General features: G+C 53.2%; 14 protein-coding genes. 6 read left to right on the top strand and 8 right to left on the bottom strand.

Annotated features, from left to right (window positions below; all coding sequences use genetic code 11):
- Positions 1 to 24: 24 nt before the first annotated feature.
- From K0H80_RS15555 to K0H80_RS15545, 3 genes are all read right to left on the bottom strand, one after another.
- A complete protein-coding gene (locus K0H80_RS15555; RefSeq protein WP_220072164.1) occupies positions 25 to 630 on the bottom strand; it encodes a DsbA family protein in 606 nt (201 codons plus the stop codon).
- 179 nt (positions 631 to 809) lie between these two features.
- Complete coding sequence (locus K0H80_RS15550) at positions 810 to 1,562, bottom strand: sporulation protein (RefSeq protein WP_220072163.1); 753 nt, start codon at positions 1,560 to 1,562, stop codon at positions 810 to 812.
- Positions 1,563 to 1,687: 125 nt separating this feature from the next.
- A complete protein-coding gene (locus tag K0H80_RS15545; protein ID WP_220072162.1) occupies positions 1,688 to 2,578 on the bottom strand; it encodes a LysR family transcriptional regulator in 891 nt (296 codons plus the stop codon).
- Positions 2,579 to 2,757: 179 nt separating this feature from the next.
- Here K0H80_RS15545 and K0H80_RS15540 point away from each other — a divergent pair, with 179 nt between their 5' ends.
- From K0H80_RS15540 to K0H80_RS15525, 4 genes are all read left to right on the top strand, one after another.
- Positions 2,758 to 3,063 carry a monooxygenase gene (locus K0H80_RS15540; RefSeq protein WP_220074008.1) on the top strand — a complete coding sequence of 102 codons (306 nt, stop codon included), beginning with the start codon at positions 2,758 to 2,760 and terminating at the stop codon, positions 3,061 to 3,063.
- An 11-nt stretch (positions 3,064 to 3,074) separates the two neighbouring features.
- The gene (locus tag K0H80_RS15535; protein WP_220072161.1) at positions 3,075 to 3,473 is read left to right on the top strand and encodes a hypothetical protein; all 399 of its coding nucleotides are present in this window, start codon (positions 3,075 to 3,077) and stop codon (positions 3,471 to 3,473) included.
- A gap of 239 nt (positions 3,474 to 3,712) precedes the next feature.
- Positions 3,713 to 3,958: a hypothetical protein gene (locus K0H80_RS15530; protein WP_144201911.1), complete on the top strand. Its 246-nt coding sequence runs from the start codon at positions 3,713 to 3,715 to the stop codon at positions 3,956 to 3,958.
- Positions 3,959 to 4,187: 229 nt separating this feature from the next.
- Positions 4,188 to 4,658 (top strand): cupin domain-containing protein, encoded by a 471-nt coding sequence (locus K0H80_RS15525; RefSeq protein WP_220072160.1) that lies wholly within the window; start codon positions 4,188 to 4,190, stop codon positions 4,656 to 4,658.
- Between the two features lie 147 nt (positions 4,659 to 4,805).
- Here K0H80_RS15525 and K0H80_RS15520 read toward each other — a convergent pair whose 3' ends face one another.
- The 4 genes from K0H80_RS15520 to K0H80_RS15505 all read right to left on the bottom strand — a co-directional run bounded on the left by K0H80_RS15520 (position 4,806) and on the right by K0H80_RS15505 (position 10,258).
- Complete coding sequence (locus K0H80_RS15520; RefSeq protein WP_011866824.1) at positions 4,806 to 6,251, bottom strand: phospholipase D-like domain-containing protein; 1,446 nt, start codon at positions 6,249 to 6,251, stop codon at positions 4,806 to 4,808.
- Between the two features lie 663 nt (positions 6,252 to 6,914).
- On the bottom strand, positions 6,915 to 7,217 hold the full coding sequence (locus K0H80_RS15515) for a DUF1840 domain-containing protein (protein ID WP_220072159.1): 303 nt from the start codon (positions 7,215 to 7,217) through the stop codon (positions 6,915 to 6,917).
- A gap of 145 nt (positions 7,218 to 7,362) precedes the next feature.
- Entirely contained in the window at positions 7,363 to 9,033 is a 1,671-nt protein-coding gene (locus tag K0H80_RS15510; RefSeq protein ID WP_220072158.1) for an amidohydrolase, read from the bottom strand.
- Between the two features lie 136 nt (positions 9,034 to 9,169).
- Positions 9,170 to 10,258, bottom strand: a complete 1,089-nt coding sequence (locus tag K0H80_RS15505) for a GGDEF domain-containing protein (protein ID WP_220072157.1) — start codon at positions 10,256 to 10,258, stop codon at positions 9,170 to 9,172.
- Positions 10,259 to 10,502: 244 nt separating this feature from the next.
- Between K0H80_RS15505 and K0H80_RS15500 the strand changes: the two genes are divergently transcribed.
- Both K0H80_RS15500 and K0H80_RS15495 read left to right on the top strand, forming a co-directional pair.
- Complete coding sequence (locus K0H80_RS15500; protein WP_220072156.1) at positions 10,503 to 11,183, top strand: energy-coupling factor ABC transporter permease; 681 nt, start codon at positions 10,503 to 10,505, stop codon at positions 11,181 to 11,183.
- A 256-nt stretch (positions 11,184 to 11,439) separates the two neighbouring features.
- The gene (locus K0H80_RS15495; protein WP_220072155.1) at positions 11,440 to 13,083 is read left to right on the top strand and encodes an endonuclease; all 1,644 of its coding nucleotides are present in this window, start codon (positions 11,440 to 11,442) and stop codon (positions 13,081 to 13,083) included.
- A 69-nt stretch (positions 13,084 to 13,152) separates the two neighbouring features.
- Here the strand turns inward: K0H80_RS15495 and K0H80_RS15490 are convergent, their stop codons facing one another.
- Positions 13,153 to 13,680 carry an acyloxyacyl hydrolase gene (locus K0H80_RS15490; RefSeq protein ID WP_220072154.1) on the bottom strand — a complete coding sequence of 176 codons (528 nt, stop codon included), beginning with the start codon at positions 13,678 to 13,680 and terminating at the stop codon, positions 13,153 to 13,155.
- Positions 13,681 to 13,813 lie beyond the last annotated feature (133 nt).

The raw sequence follows: 13,813 nt of genomic DNA, 5'->3' as shown, positions 1-13,813 counted from the left end.
TTATGTTGTTCTCTCTAATTGGCACTATCGGGCATGTTTTATCTGCTCAATACAGGTGTCGGCATCCTGGTAATCTATGGAGATTGGCGTGATGCCAGCAGGGCTCTGCGCAAACAGGGAGGGGAAGCTACTGCCGCCGATGGAGCGTGCAAACTGGATTTCGGCCAATAGGGCTTGTTGCGTCTTCTCATCCAGTAGAACCGCGCCGAATTTCGCCATATCTAGCCCAAGGTTACTGGCTAAGTCGATTAACACATCATTGTCACTCGGGTTACGAGCCTGCAGATAGTAGGCCTCTTGTATGGCGGTTAGCATCTCGGCTTCGGCTTGTTGAGCGCGGGCGGCCAGTATGGCCCTGCAGGCGGGGTAGGTTGCTCGCCTTGGCGTATTGAGCGCCCAAAACTCATGATTAAACTCTGTGCCTAGCAGGGCCTCGATTCTGCGCCAATATGCGGCAATCTGCTGTTGCATAGCTATGGGCATAGGTTGGTCGTTATCTGGTGCGAGCCCTCCAAGCAGGTAAACTATCTCAATTTCGCCCGATAGCGCTTGCTCTATCTTCTCCCAGATGGGTTTGAATCCCCAACACCAGGAGCACATGGGATCGTAGACATAATACAACTTATTCATATCGGGCGGTTTCTCATCTGTAATCGCAGTTACACTATCATGGCTGAAAAGCATTGAATTGATAACAGTTTATTTAGTGTCACATCTATGCTTATCGATATATCGACGCTTGCCTATGCGCTCACTTTTATCGTTGCGATCGGGGCTGATTAATGGCCGTGACCGCAACTGAGTTACAACTATGACAATAGGTCTTCGATGTAGGGGCGAACCGCTTCTAGGGTATCGCAGTGATTTGGGATGGCGATGCTGCGGTATCCGTCGCCGAGGAAAGCGCGATCCACTTCGATCAGCACGCCTGTCTCCTCGCCGTTGTCGACGAAGCTGACTTCCAGCTCTCTGGCGCCGAAGAAGGAGTGAGACTCGGGTTTAAACTCATATTCCTGGTAGCAGGGCAGGTGCGAAGAGAACTCGTGGGCGTGGATATAGCCCGCCTCGATATCTGTCTTGTAGAGGCGATAGCCTGCCTGCTCAATAAGCTCGAGCACCGCCAGCTGAGTGGGCGAGGGTAAGATGGTCAATGGGTCTTTATCGCTGCCGTCTATGCCGTTCTTGATATCTAGGCCGGTCTGCAGCCAGATCTTACCGATGCGCTGACCAAAGAGGCGGGTAGCCGGGGTCTCGGGATGCAGGTTGAGATTAAACTGGCGTGTAATGGTCTCTCCTGGGGCTATGGTCTGCTTCAGCATGGGCTTCCAGCTCTGCAGTACTAGGCTCTTGTTGTATTTTATCTCGTCGTCGCCGACGCTTTTTTCCGCCTTGGCTTCTGCCATGATGGCGAACTCCAAGCCGTTGAGTTCCTGCTCCACCTCTCCGCCTGTGATCACTACCTCGATGCGAAAGGGCTCTCCGGCGCGCAGTTGCTCATCGAGTAGTATGGTATCGACATTGGCCTTACCTATGCCAACACTGGCTAAGATCTTCTTTAACATATTCTTTCCTTGAAGGTTTAAAATTCGCGCTGACCCTAACATTGTCTGTTTAGACCTGCAACTCCAGCAGCGTAATCGCTTATTGCCCCTAAAGACTGGGCTTTCGTTGAGTGGTCTTCTTGCTACTAAGGCGCCGCTCGCTGGGCGGCCGAAGCCAGCAGTAGCTGATAGAGGTGTTTAGCCGCAGGCCCCGTCTTGGCCCCCTTGGGGAGCGTCAGATGCAGGGGCACCTGATAACTGTGGGCATGCTCCAGGTTGAGCACGCTAACGTTTGGGTCTCGATATCTCTCAATGATGTGGTGGGGCATGCGGCAGTAGCCGAGCCCAAGAGTAACCGCCTGCCAGGCGTGGTCGAAATTATCCACCGTGATGCGTTGATTGGACTTTAGCCAGCCGACATCCTGCTGGTTTGTGTCGCTCAGATCGCGGATCACTATCTGGCGGTTGATGGCCAGATCGGCCGTAGTCGGCGAGGGAATTACGGCGAGCGGATGCTGGCTGGCGACAACTGGGTAAAGCTTGACCAGGGCGAAGGTCTCAGAGGGATAGTCTTTGATAGGCAGATTGATGATGGAGATATCAGCCTGCTCCTCCACCACCATCTGGGTGGTTTTCGATAGCGAGGTCTCGACTACCTTGACCGAGGTGCCACTGTTATGGGCGAAGAACTCACTCATTGGCTGAAACAGCCAGCTGCGGTCGCAGAGGTGATCTATGGCGACCACGAGCTGTGACTCTAAGCCGCTGGCGAGCTGGGTGCTGAGCTCCTCGAGGGTCCTGGCCTGCTCCAGCATGGCATTCGCCCGCCTAAGTAGCGATTTCCCCTGATCGGTGAGCACTGCCTTACGTCCCTCGATGCGCAGCAGCGGCAGGTCTAGCTGAGCTTCCAGTTTCTTCACTGCGTAGATCAAGGTGGTGTGGCTCTTGTTGAGGGACAGCGCTGCCGCCTGAATGCTACCCGCCTTATCTATCTCCAGCAGCGTCTGCCACTGATCTAGGGTCGTCTTGAGTTTCATTGGTCTAATTTCTCTACATTAATACGCAGTATTATGAACTTTAATGTCTATATTTTGCGAGTAGTATGACACTCATCGACGGCAAACGCCTAGTTCGTTTGTCAAGAAGTCTTACAAGATCCTTCGTCTTAGGAGGGATCCCATTAATGAATCAGTTAAACCGCATCTGGAGAGAGACGATGAGCAAGTTGTTACAGGTAGATTTTGCATTTGAAGGCCCTTTTGGTCAGGAGATGGCCGAGCAGTTGGTGGGGCTGGCCGAGTCCATCAATCAGGAGCCTGGAATGATCTGGAAGATCTGGACTGAAAGCGAGAAGGATAAGTTAGGTGGCGGCATCTATCTTTTCGAAGATGAAGCCTCGGCGCGTGCCTATCTGGCCATGCATAGCGCCCGCCTCAAGGCGATGGGCGTCGACGAGGTACGCGGTCAGATCTTCGATATTAACCTGCCGCTGTCGGCTATCAATCGGGCCCCGCTGGCCTAAGGAGTGCTGAGATGACCAATAAGGTTTTCTTGAGTCTACATGGCGCCATTTACGGCTTGTTCGCCATAGTGCTTTTTTTCCTACCGTCGCAGGTGTGGCCTCTCTATGGGGTGCAGATACAGGATCAATATGCTTATTTCCTGTCGCAGCATACGAGCATCTTCTTAGGGGGCATTGCACTTGTGGCTTGGCTACTTAGGGAGTTAGCCCTGGGCAAGGTGGCGAAGAAGCTGATACTGGCGTTACTCCTGACTAATCTGTTGGGAGTGGCGATCACCACCTATGCCGGCGTGAAGGGAATATTTACCGGTTTTGGCTGGAGCGATCCTATCTTCTTCGCCGTGATGGCACTGCTGTCTGCGGCCCAATACCGTAAACAGGGGGCGCTTTATACCAATCACGGTAAGTAAGTGATCAGAAATAGCGCAGGAAGAACTTTTGAGAACAAGGCATTATTTTCGATAAGTAGTTATTTTACCGAACAAAAATAGTAACGCCGTTATCGAATGTTTTAACAAGTTAGCATGGTCAGTTATTTACCACGATTGGTATAAGCCCCAACAAGGTTCACATCTTGGCTGACTCAGGGTAGAGTACGCGACATTGAGTAAGACCCGTTAGCGGGTGGATGAAGATGAGAAGCAAAGTCATGAGTGATGATAAAACGGTTATCGACAACCTGGACGATCTCGCCAGTTTCCTGCTGGCGGTAGAAAACGGTGGTCTGGGACTGGAAGGCGTCGAAGGGGTCGGCATGGCAACCAATAACGCCGATGGCCGCCATTTTGTGGCTGTGTTCGACAAGAACCACAAACTCCTGCACGCCCGCTGGATAACGGATGAAGTGTTCGAGCAGGGCAAAGAGATGGTGCGTCACGGCGTCTCTAAGCACTAATTTGTTGCGAGCGAATAAGCCGTTGCGAGCTAAGCGGTCGTAAAACACAAGAAAAGCCCATGGCATAAGGCCCTGGGCTTTTTTATATAGGCTATGATGCGACACGCTTGCCTCGTTGCTCAGCTCAAGTCACAGCATGGCGCATCAACATAGGTTAGAGTGCTGGGCCATTGATTTAAGGTCATTGATCCTAAAGTCGAGTCGGTTAGAACATGAAGAAGGAGAGGTTATGCAGCGCGCGGAAGATTTCATCAATGCATTGCAGTTAGAGCAACATGTGGAAGGGGGCTATTATCGCTCCTCCTACCGGGCGGCAGAGGCCTTCGATGACAGGCGTCAGCTGTGGAGCAGCATCTATTTCCTGCTACGCACCGGCGAGGTGTCTCACTTTCATCGTCTGACCGCAGACGAGATGTGGTATTTCCACGGCGGCGAGCCGCTGACCATCTATATGATCGACGGGGCGGGCGAGCTGACCACGGCTGAGCTGGGGCTGGATGTGGCCGCAGGTCAACGGCCGCAGTTTCTGGTGCCTAAGGGTTGTATCTTCGGCTCGGCCATGAATAATCCTGGCTTTTCTCTGGTGGGCTGCATGGTGTCGCCGGGCTTTACCTTCGAGGATTTCGAGTTGTTCGAACGCCAGCCACTGCTGGAGGCCTATCCACAGCATAAGGCGATTATCGAGCGTCTGACCCGCTAACCCTTTGGGCGGCGTTTGCAGACGATTTCTACAGCGTCATCGTCTAGGGACGACTGCAAAAACAAACGGTAAAGTTACACAGTCCCTTAAGAAAGAATAAAAAAGGGGCGGCCCATATAGGCCGCCCCTTAATGCTTTAGCGAGTGACTACTTGCTCTGCCACTGAGCGATATAGTCTTTCAGATCTATCATGGCGGCGTTACCCACATAAGGCACGGCGGCCAGTGCATCCATGTCGGCAATCGGCCTGGCGGCGATGATATTATTGGCGGCTGTCTTGTTCATGGCCGCGTCGATATCCAGCTCGGTCAGGGTCGCGTTGTTGACGATATCCAGTACCACACCCACTTCGCTGGCGCTAAAGAAGACCCCTTCCCAGGTGCCTTCCTCATAGGCGGGCTTGGCGCACTCAGTGCCGTTGCCTGCTACGCAATAGGTGTAGCTGAAGTGTCCCTCAAACTCGGCGGCGGTCTCGGCGTCGTGGATAACCACTATGTTTTCGTCGTTACCAAAGGCCGCAGCGCCACTGATATTGTGGGAACCTGTCAGCACCATATCGTCGATAATCATGTACTTATGATGGAACTTGTCGTTGCTGTTTAGCTTGGCTACGCGCACATCGGCAGGGTTTTCCCAGATGTTATTGGCCGCGCCAGTGTAGCTGTCCACCTCGATCTCACCTGACGTGTTAGGTTTTTCTATACCTAACATATCCTGAAATTCAGAGTAGTAGCGCGAGAAGAAAGACGCATCGCCCAGGCCTTGCACCTCGACGCCGGCATCGTGTCTCAGCTCCATTTCATCGGCTACATCCTGGGCGCTAATAACAAATTGCGCCAGGTGAATACGATATTGGGCGTTACGAATATATTGCTGCATGTTGTACAGGGTCGAGCCCACGTAGACGCTTGGCGACTGCGGGGTGAACTGTACATCGATGCGGATATTGTCGTTGTTGGTGTAGACGGTCTCCAGCTGATGATCAGGCTTGCCGAGGCCAAAGAGTGAGTCTTTGGCACCGCCCTGACCGTCGCCCCACATCAGATTGAACTGGTGGGTGTAGACGCTGGCTAGCTGGTTAGAGTCGATGATAACGATATGGTTATCATTGCCTTCGCTGATCAGGTTGCCTTGGGCATCCAGATCGCCATGCACGCCAGACTGACTAAAGTTGGTGCTGCCGGTGAGCACCTTCTTGCCGTCGACGACGATGAATTTGTTGTGCTGGATCTTGGAGCCTGAGCTACCGTTTTCGGTATCGTCGATCCAGGGGACGCCGCCTTGATTTAAGATGGCGATGGCCTGGTCATTCTCGCCGGCGATATTGTCTTCGTCGGTGACAAACTTCACATCGACGCCGCGCTGTTTAGCGGCCACCATGGCATTGGCAATACCGGGTAGGTCGAGATCATAGATCGCCATATACAAGGTGCTATTGGCGGAATCGATAAGCTGGATAATTTTCTGTTCAAGGTCGGCTTGAACGGCCGGTGGATTGACCACGTGATTAAAGTAAACTTCAACATCATCGGCATAGCTCATTGACGACGCTAGCGATAACAACAACCCCATACTCAGTTTATTAATTTTCATGTTTTACCTTATTTTTATAATAAAAGTGTAAATCGAAAATGAGTAATCTGAATCCAATTTTCATTGTAGGTTTTAGCTACGTTTAACCATCCTTAGTTTAAAAACTCGACAGCATACTAACAGCCTATTATGACAATTAGTAGGTGTGATTTAACAAAAGTTATACAAATGTCTCAGTTTTCGTACATTTCAAAATTATGCGCGTTATCTGTTAGTTATGCAGTGTGTTGAATAAAATTTGCCCGATTAGGCGTCTAAAATGACTAATCATTCTGTCGCGATTGTTTTGCTTTAAAAACAGCGAAATAAGCAGAATTAATCTTTTCTGTGGCGGTGAGTTTAAGAAGGTTTAGGGAAATGACTTATAAGTGGTTAATATTATTTGTTTAAGCTTTTAATTAGGAGATATTATTTGAATTGATCTTGCTTGTTAATCAAGTGTTAATTGGTTTGTTTTGAAAACAGGTCGAATATATTGGATTATTTTCAAGGTGAGATTTTGAATAAAAATAACTCAGATAAAAGAGGCGATATTGAAGAGTCTGTGAATATAGTAAAAAGTATAAAATCGGCTCGGTCAGAGACATTAACTCTCGATAAAGGAACTCTCGATAAGGGATATTCACGAGCCGATTTCATGTTTGTCTATTGCCGCATTACTGATTATTCCCACATCACGTTGTCATTATTCTTAACCGCCGACTCGAATAGCTCGATGAGGGGCAAGGCTCGCTGTCTTAGGCTCACATAGGGGCCTTTATCGTCCTCGTCATCTTCTGTCTGTGGGGGCTGAGTCGGTGCATTGGCGACCGCCTGTTGCAGTCGGGCCAGCGCTGCGGGTACATCTTCGGCGCGAATCGCCCCCGGTACTGAGTTGCTATGGCCGAGTATCTTTAAGAAGGTCTGGGCCACATCGCCAAACAGGGTGATGTTGGCGTAGTGCTTGGTTTTAAAGGTGACTAGCATGTTGCGACTCCTTGGTGTGCGCCGGGACTATGACTCGACTAGCAATAGCCTGTGACTGAATTATAACCTATTGTCTATTAAACGTTTTGTATTTAGACGGTATAAAAAAGCCCGGTAATCGAACCGGGCGCTTTTAAGTATTTTGTTACTGAGCATCCTTGATATCGAATACCTTGTGGCCATTGATCCAGGTCTGGTTCACCTGAGTTTGCCATAGCCGCTGCGGGTCCATGGTGAAGGGGTCGTCTTCTAAAAGGATGAAGTCGGCCTTCATGCCGGGCAGCAGTTCGCCTATCTGGGTTTCCTGATGGGCGGCGTAGGCGGCGTCATGGGTAAAGCTATTTAGTGCCTCGATGAGGCTCATCTTCTCGCCGGGATACCAGCCCTGCTCAGGCTTATTGGCGTGATCCTGGCGGGTGATCGAGGCGTGTAGGCCAAAGAAGGGATTGGCCGACTCGATGGGAAAGTCTGAACCTGCGGCGATCACCGCGCCGCTATCCAATAGCTTACGCCAGGCGTAGGCGCCCTTTATCCGCTGCGGGCCTACCCTGTCTTCGGCCATGTTCATGTCGCTGGTGGCGTGGGTTGCTTGCATGGAGGCGATCACCCCCAGCTCGGCAAACCTGGGAATGTCGCTCAGTTGCAGTATCTGCGCGTGCTCGACCCTGTGTCTCAACGTCTTGGTGTGGGTCTTGGCGATCAGACTCTGGTAATCATCCAGTACCAGCTTGTTGGCACGATCGCCTATGGCATGGGTGTTCACCTGAAATCCCGCCTGCATCGACTTCAGCATCAAGGCCTTCAGCTCATCTTCCTTGTAGAGCAGCAGTCCCTTATGGCCGTGCAGATCCGAGTAGTCCTGTAGCAGGGCGGCGCCGCGGCTGCCCAGGGCGCCATCGGCGGAGATCTTCACGCTGCTGATATCCAGCATGCTGCCAGGATGGCGATAGGGCCCCTTGGCCAGGGTCTTGTCGAACTGACTATCGTCGGCGGCGACCATGGCGTAGATGCGGATCGGCATCTGCTTATCGTCTGCCAGCTGGCGGTAGGCGGCGAGGGTATCGTGACCGACACCGGCATCGTGCACACTGGTGAGGCCGAGACGGGCGAGATCTGTCATGGCCGCACGTAGCACGCGAGCCTGCTCCGCCTGGGTCAGGGCTGGGATCTGCTGTTCGATCAGCGCCATGGCATTGTCGATAAACACGCCGCTGGGTTGTCCCTTATCGTCTCGGACGATCTCGCCGCCGCTGGGGGCCTGGGTGTCGCCATTGATGCCTGCTAGCTTCATGGCGGCGCTGTTGGCCCAGCCGGCGTGGCCATCGACCCGTCTTAGCCACACGGGCGTGTCGGGAAAGGCCTTATCGAGTGTCTTGGCCGTGGGAAAGCTTTTTTCTGGCCAGAGCACCTGGTTCCAGCCTCGGCCCAGCACCCAGTTAAGATCCGGGTTTTGCTTTCTAAAGGCCTGAACTCTCGCTACGGCGGCCTGTTCAGACTCGCTACCCTTGAGATCGACCCGGATCAGATTTAGCCCCCAGCCGAGCACGTGGCCGTGGGCATCGATGAGCCCGGGTAGCATGGTCTGCCCCTTAGCATCGATTACTTTGACGTTAGTAGATTGCGTTTGCAGCTCATTCGGCGGCTGCTGGTAGATCTTTTCTATCTTGTCTCCACTAAAGGCGATGGCGCTAAATTGGGTCAGCTTGCCCTGCTCCAGGGTGTAGCCCTTGAGGTTATGGATTAGGGTGGTTTGTGCCAGGGCACTGCCGGAAAGCAGCAGGCCAACGGCGAGACTTACTTTAGTTAGGGTATTCATATTATTGGTTTTTTAGGGTGTTATTGGTTTCATACTAGCAGCTTAAGCACCGCTGGCAAACTAGCCATAGGTAGTGGCTGGCACGCGCCAGGATAGCCTGAGCTAAAGCCGCAGTAGCGGCCTTAATTGCTGATGTTTAGTCGTTAACGGCGCGGATGTGGGGGCTTGCGGCTTCGGCCACGACTCGATTGCGCCCCGTGTGTTTGGCCTGATAAAGGGCGTTATCGGCGCGGTTGACCAGGGTCTTGGTCGTGTCATCTTCCCTGAGCTGGGCGGCTCCCAGGCTGATGGTGAGAGACTGGCCATCAAACTTCTGTGCGGCGATATCCTGGCGTAGCTGTTCGGCCACGGCAACACAGATTGAGAGTGAGGTATCGGGCAGCAGGATCACGAACTCTTCGCCGCCCCAGCGGGCCAGAAAATCCCCCTCACGGCAGAGGCTCCTGAGGCTGTCGGCCAGCTGGACCAGCACGCGATCGCCGGTCAGGTGACCGTGGGCATCGTTAATCTGTTTGAAGTAATCCACATCCAGAATCAGCAGGCTAAAGGGGGTCTGCCGGTGACGGCTCTGCAGCACATACTCCTCCAGCGTGATGTCGAGCTTCTCTCTGTTGTAGAGGCCGGTGAGCTTGTCGGTCTCCGCCAGTTTCTGGATCTTGGCGTTGCGCTCACCCAGCTGACGATAGGCCGAGGAGCGGGTACCCTCGTAGAAGCGAAACAGCAAGATATGGGCAATCGATACCTCGATGACATTGAACAGGGCGCCCATGCCGAAGGTGACGGGCCTAGCCTCCTGGATCTGGTTATAGACGATATAGGCGCACACGCCGAAGGCGATTAGAGATACCAGGCTACCTCGTTGCCGTCCGAGGAGGAAAAAGGCGAACGGCGGGATCAGGGTTGCCCAATAGAGGGAGTGGGCATAGCCGCCCACCGAGGCAACGAACAGCAGGATCAATCCGGTGACCATCAGAGTCACCGCCCAAGAGGCGAGGTTGACGTTGGCGGTGCGGTTGAAGAAGGCCAGAATCGATAGGGAGAGCACGAAGCCGCTGGCGTCCAGGGTGGCGTACTCATAGCTCTCGAAATAGAAGATGTTGAGCAGGGTAAGCACCAGGAAGAAGCTGCTGCTGAGCAGCAGGGTATGGCCGATCAAACGGGTGCGCCAATAGTCTCTGTGGCCCGGTGGATATTGGGCAAAGTCTTTGTACCAGTACTTTAGCATGATGTCCCTTTCCTCACTGCGTCAGAGGATTATTACCCAAAATTAAGTAGATTAACAGTGGCTTATATCGAGGTGGTTTTTCGGTTGGTTTTCGCCAGCTTTTACTCCTGCTAGCCTCAGGATTGATGACGCCGTGTCTGGGTCTATGCTAGGGTGAGCGCCAAGGGGAAGCGGTTTAGCGAAAGATATTAGCGGACATTTGCGCTAAGCGGGCCGCTAGGATTTTGATGGGGTTAGAAAGGCGATGACGGCATTCTTGCTACAAAGGTGGAGTGAGATTGATTGGCAATTTGGCGGTGCTCAGCTACTGACCATAGCCGTGCTGGCACTCTGGCTTTGGGCCATCTGGCCGGTCGAGGATGTGAAGGCGCTACTCAAGGATAAGGCGCTGCAGACCCGCTTGCTGCTGGCCATCTTCTTCGTCAATGCCCTCTGGCTTATCGACGCCAGCATCACCCCGGGGATTCATGCCCACTTTCTCGGCCTGGTGACTCTTATGCTGATGTTTGGTTGGCGCCTGGCTACCCTGGCGCTGCTGTTGCCGGTCGCCTTCTTCGCCACCTTCATGCTCAAGTTGCCGCTGGATTCCGCCATCTATGGCCTGGTGGCTATCGCCTTGCCGCTGTTTCTCAGCTATGTGGTCTACAGTCAGGTGTTTAAGTATCTGCCGCACCATCTGTTCGTCTACATCTTCTGCGGCGCCTTCATGAACGCCTTCCTCTGCATAGTGTTTCACATACTCAGCTGGTCGACCTGGCTCTACCTGACGACCGACTATGACTGGGCCTATCTGACAGATAACTATCTGCTGCTGATCCCGCTGCTGGCCTTTCCCGAGGCGCTGCTGAATGGCATGGCGGTGACCCTGATGGTGGTCTATCGCCCCGAATGGCTCTATGACTACTCGGACAGAACTTATTTCTAAGCACCTGTTGTAAAAGAACTGGCTGTAAAAGCACTGGCCGTAAAAGCACCTGTTGTAATAATCCTGCGAGAACTGCCTGTTAGCTTGATTTTAATCAAAGGTTATCAAGATGATGGCTTAAATGTTTCAATTTGTAACCTTGGGGCGTTAGTATGCCTCCTTGTGCTCCCCGAAGGGATTTACCTTCGTGGCGTACGGGGTCAGCCCAGGCCTTAGGCCGGGCTCAATAATAAAAATACTAGAGTGAAAATTTACGATGGATATGTATAAGTTATCAACGGCTGCGTTAGTGGCTGGCCTGGCTTTCAATGCCAATGCCAATCTGCTGATCAGCGAAGTGTTATACGATGCGCCCAACAATGACAGCGTCGAAGAGTATGTCGAGCTGTATAACGCCGGCTGCAGCAGTATCGACTTGAGTCAGTACCAGCTCAGCGACAACGGCAGCAGCCAGGTCTTGCAGGGCATGCTCGCCCCAGGCGCCTACTATACGGTGGCGGCCAACCAGGCGGGCTTCTACAGCCTGTTCAACACCAATCCAGATCAATCTCCCATGTCGTTAACCCTGGGCAACTCAGGCGACTTCGTGCGTCTGTCAAAGGGCAGCGAAGAGGTGGATCTGGTCGCCTGGGAAGGCGGCCTAAGTGGCTGGTCGCTCAATGTGCGCGACGTCTCCCTAGCACGAACCACAGTGATCAACACTAAGTCACAGGCCGACTGGAGTGCCATGGACAACGCCGGCACGCCGGGCACGGGTAGCCTGGATAGCTGCGACACCTCCGCAGGTGGCAGCGACAATCTGCTGGGCAATGGTCAGCCAAAATCTGACCTTAACGCCGCCAAGGGGCAGACTCTCAGCTACCTGTTCGACCTTCCTCAAGGGGCGAGCGATGTGGTGGTCACCATGAGTGGTGGCACAGGGGATGCCGATCTCTATCTGCGCCAGGGCAGCGAGCCTACGCTGTCAGAGTATGACTGTGCCCCTTATCTTACTGGCAACAACGAGCAGTGCAGCGTCACCACGCCTGTGGTCGGGCGCTACTATGTGAATATCAACGCCTATGAGGCCTTTAGTGGCGTCTCGCTCAGCCTAAGCTATAACGTGGCGAGCGGCGGCGATGGTTCTGGCACTGGAACTGGAACTGGGTCAGGCGGTGATGGCTCGGCCGGCGACAATGGCGATTATGTCTATACCAGCTACTATGGCGATGCGATAGGCAAAACCGGCGCGGCGCTAAAGGCCAGCCTAAATGGGATCATCAAAGGCCATACCCGTTTCAGCTATAGCCAGGTGTGGGATGGACTCAACTATGCCGATGAAGATCCGGCCAACAGCAATAACGTGATCCTGCTGTACTCGGGCCGCTCTGAGCCTAAGACGAATCGGGCAGGATTGAGTACCTCACTCGATGCCTGGAACAGAGAACACGTCTGGGCTAAGAGCCATGGCTTCCCCAGCAGCAGTCAGTACGCCTATACCGATCTGCATCACCTGCGTCCGGCGGATGTTACCGTCAACAGCAGCCGCAGCAACAAAGACTTTGCCGCCGGCGGCGATGAGATCTCTGAGGCGCCGGGCAACTTTACTGATGCCGACAGCTTCGAGCCGCGCGATGAAGTGAAGGGCGATGTGGCGCGTATGGTGTTCTATATGGATGTCAGGTATGAGGGTAACGATGCCAGCGGCACGCCGGATCTTAGCGTGGTGAGCGGGGTTACCGGTAATGGTGAGGCTCTGCTTGGGGATCTCTGTACCCTGTATCGCTGGCATCAGCAAGATCCGGTCAGCGACTGGGAGCGCCGCCGCAACAACCGTGTATTCGAGTGGCAGAAGAACCGTAATCCTTTCATCGATAACAGCAGTTGGGTGAGCGAGATCTACGGCTCATCTTGTCCCTAGGCTTAGTTAGCGTACCTGTTTGATGAAAAGCGCAGCCTCAGGGCTGCGCTTTTTTATGCCCATAAAGGACTACCAGAAATAGCCATAGCTGAGACCAACCACGTTGAATCCATCGTTCTCGCTGGCAAGATTGGCGTTAGAGTAATGGTTGAAGGAGATCCCGAGCTTGTGGTGCTTTTGCAGTATCACGCCGGCGCCTAACTTGTCTTCGAATTGCCAGTGGGAGCCCAGGCTGCGGTCAAGGTAGTGCTCGCTGTCGATATAGGTGATGCCTATGCCTCCCTCGACGTAGAGGCTGAAGCTCTCTAGGGGATATTGATAGCTGAGCACTGGGATGAGTGACACGCCATGATTGTCCCTCGGGGTGTAGTCTTGCCAGTAGTGGTAGGCCAGCTCCAGATTGATGCCGAGGTTGTGGCGGGTCAGCAGGGTGTCTTGCATGGGGATCGGATAGACCAGAGCGAGTCGGTGGGCCCTGGCGTTATCCGAACCATGCCATTTGGGGTTGGTTTGCCCCAGGCTGTAGCTCAGGCCCCAGTCGGCGAATGCCGATAGCGGCAAGAATGAGAGGCCCAAGATAATAAACAAATTTTTCATTGGGTTATCCTTAGAAGATGTGGCCTTGTCAGGAGATTAGCTAACGCCCTGATGCAGGCCGAAAGCCGCTAATGCAAAGTTGCTAATGTAAAGTCGATAAGGTAAGGCCGCTAAGTTAAAGTCTTTAGAGCAA

The sequence above is a fragment of the Shewanella aegiceratis genome (genome assembly GCF_019457495.1).
GTDB lineage: Bacteria > Pseudomonadota > Gammaproteobacteria > Enterobacterales > Shewanellaceae > Shewanella > Shewanella loihica.
This window is presented reverse-complemented; position numbering and strand designations above follow the sequence as displayed.

Excerpts from the sequence above, each read along its gene's own strand:
- K0H80_RS15555 (WP_220072164.1), bottom strand. The coding sequence starts at position 630 with ATGAATAAGTTGTATTATGTCTACGATCCCATGTGCTCCTGGTGTTGG.
- K0H80_RS15550 (WP_220072163.1), bottom strand. The coding sequence starts at position 1,562 with ATGTTAAAGAAGATCTTAGCCAGTGTTGGCATAGGTAAGGCCAATGTC.
- K0H80_RS15545 (WP_220072162.1), bottom strand. The coding sequence starts at position 2,578 with ATGAAACTCAAGACGACCCTAGATCAGTGGCAGACGCTGCTGGAGATA.
- K0H80_RS15540 (WP_220074008.1), top strand. The coding sequence starts at position 2,758 with ATGAGCAAGTTGTTACAGGTAGATTTTGCATTTGAAGGCCCTTTTGGT.
- K0H80_RS15535 (WP_220072161.1), top strand. The coding sequence starts at position 3,075 with ATGACCAATAAGGTTTTCTTGAGTCTACATGGCGCCATTTACGGCTTG.
- K0H80_RS15530 (WP_144201911.1), top strand. The coding sequence starts at position 3,713 with ATGAGTGATGATAAAACGGTTATCGACAACCTGGACGATCTCGCCAGT.
- K0H80_RS15525 (WP_220072160.1), top strand. The coding sequence starts at position 4,188 with ATGCAGCGCGCGGAAGATTTCATCAATGCATTGCAGTTAGAGCAACAT.
- K0H80_RS15520 (WP_011866824.1), bottom strand. The coding sequence starts at position 6,251 with ATGAAAATTAATAAACTGAGTATGGGGTTGTTGTTATCGCTAGCGTCG.
- K0H80_RS15515 (WP_220072159.1), bottom strand. The coding sequence starts at position 7,217 with ATGCTAGTCACCTTTAAAACCAAGCACTACGCCAACATCACCCTGTTT.
- K0H80_RS15510 (WP_220072158.1), bottom strand. The coding sequence starts at position 9,033 with ATGAATACCCTAACTAAAGTAAGTCTCGCCGTTGGCCTGCTGCTTTCC.
- K0H80_RS15505 (WP_220072157.1), bottom strand. The coding sequence starts at position 10,258 with ATGCTAAAGTACTGGTACAAAGACTTTGCCCAATATCCACCGGGCCAC.
- K0H80_RS15500 (WP_220072156.1), top strand. The coding sequence starts at position 10,503 with ATGACGGCATTCTTGCTACAAAGGTGGAGTGAGATTGATTGGCAATTT.
- K0H80_RS15495 (WP_220072155.1), top strand. The coding sequence starts at position 11,440 with ATGGATATGTATAAGTTATCAACGGCTGCGTTAGTGGCTGGCCTGGCT.
- K0H80_RS15490 (WP_220072154.1), bottom strand. The coding sequence starts at position 13,680 with ATGAAAAATTTGTTTATTATCTTGGGCCTCTCATTCTTGCCGCTATCG.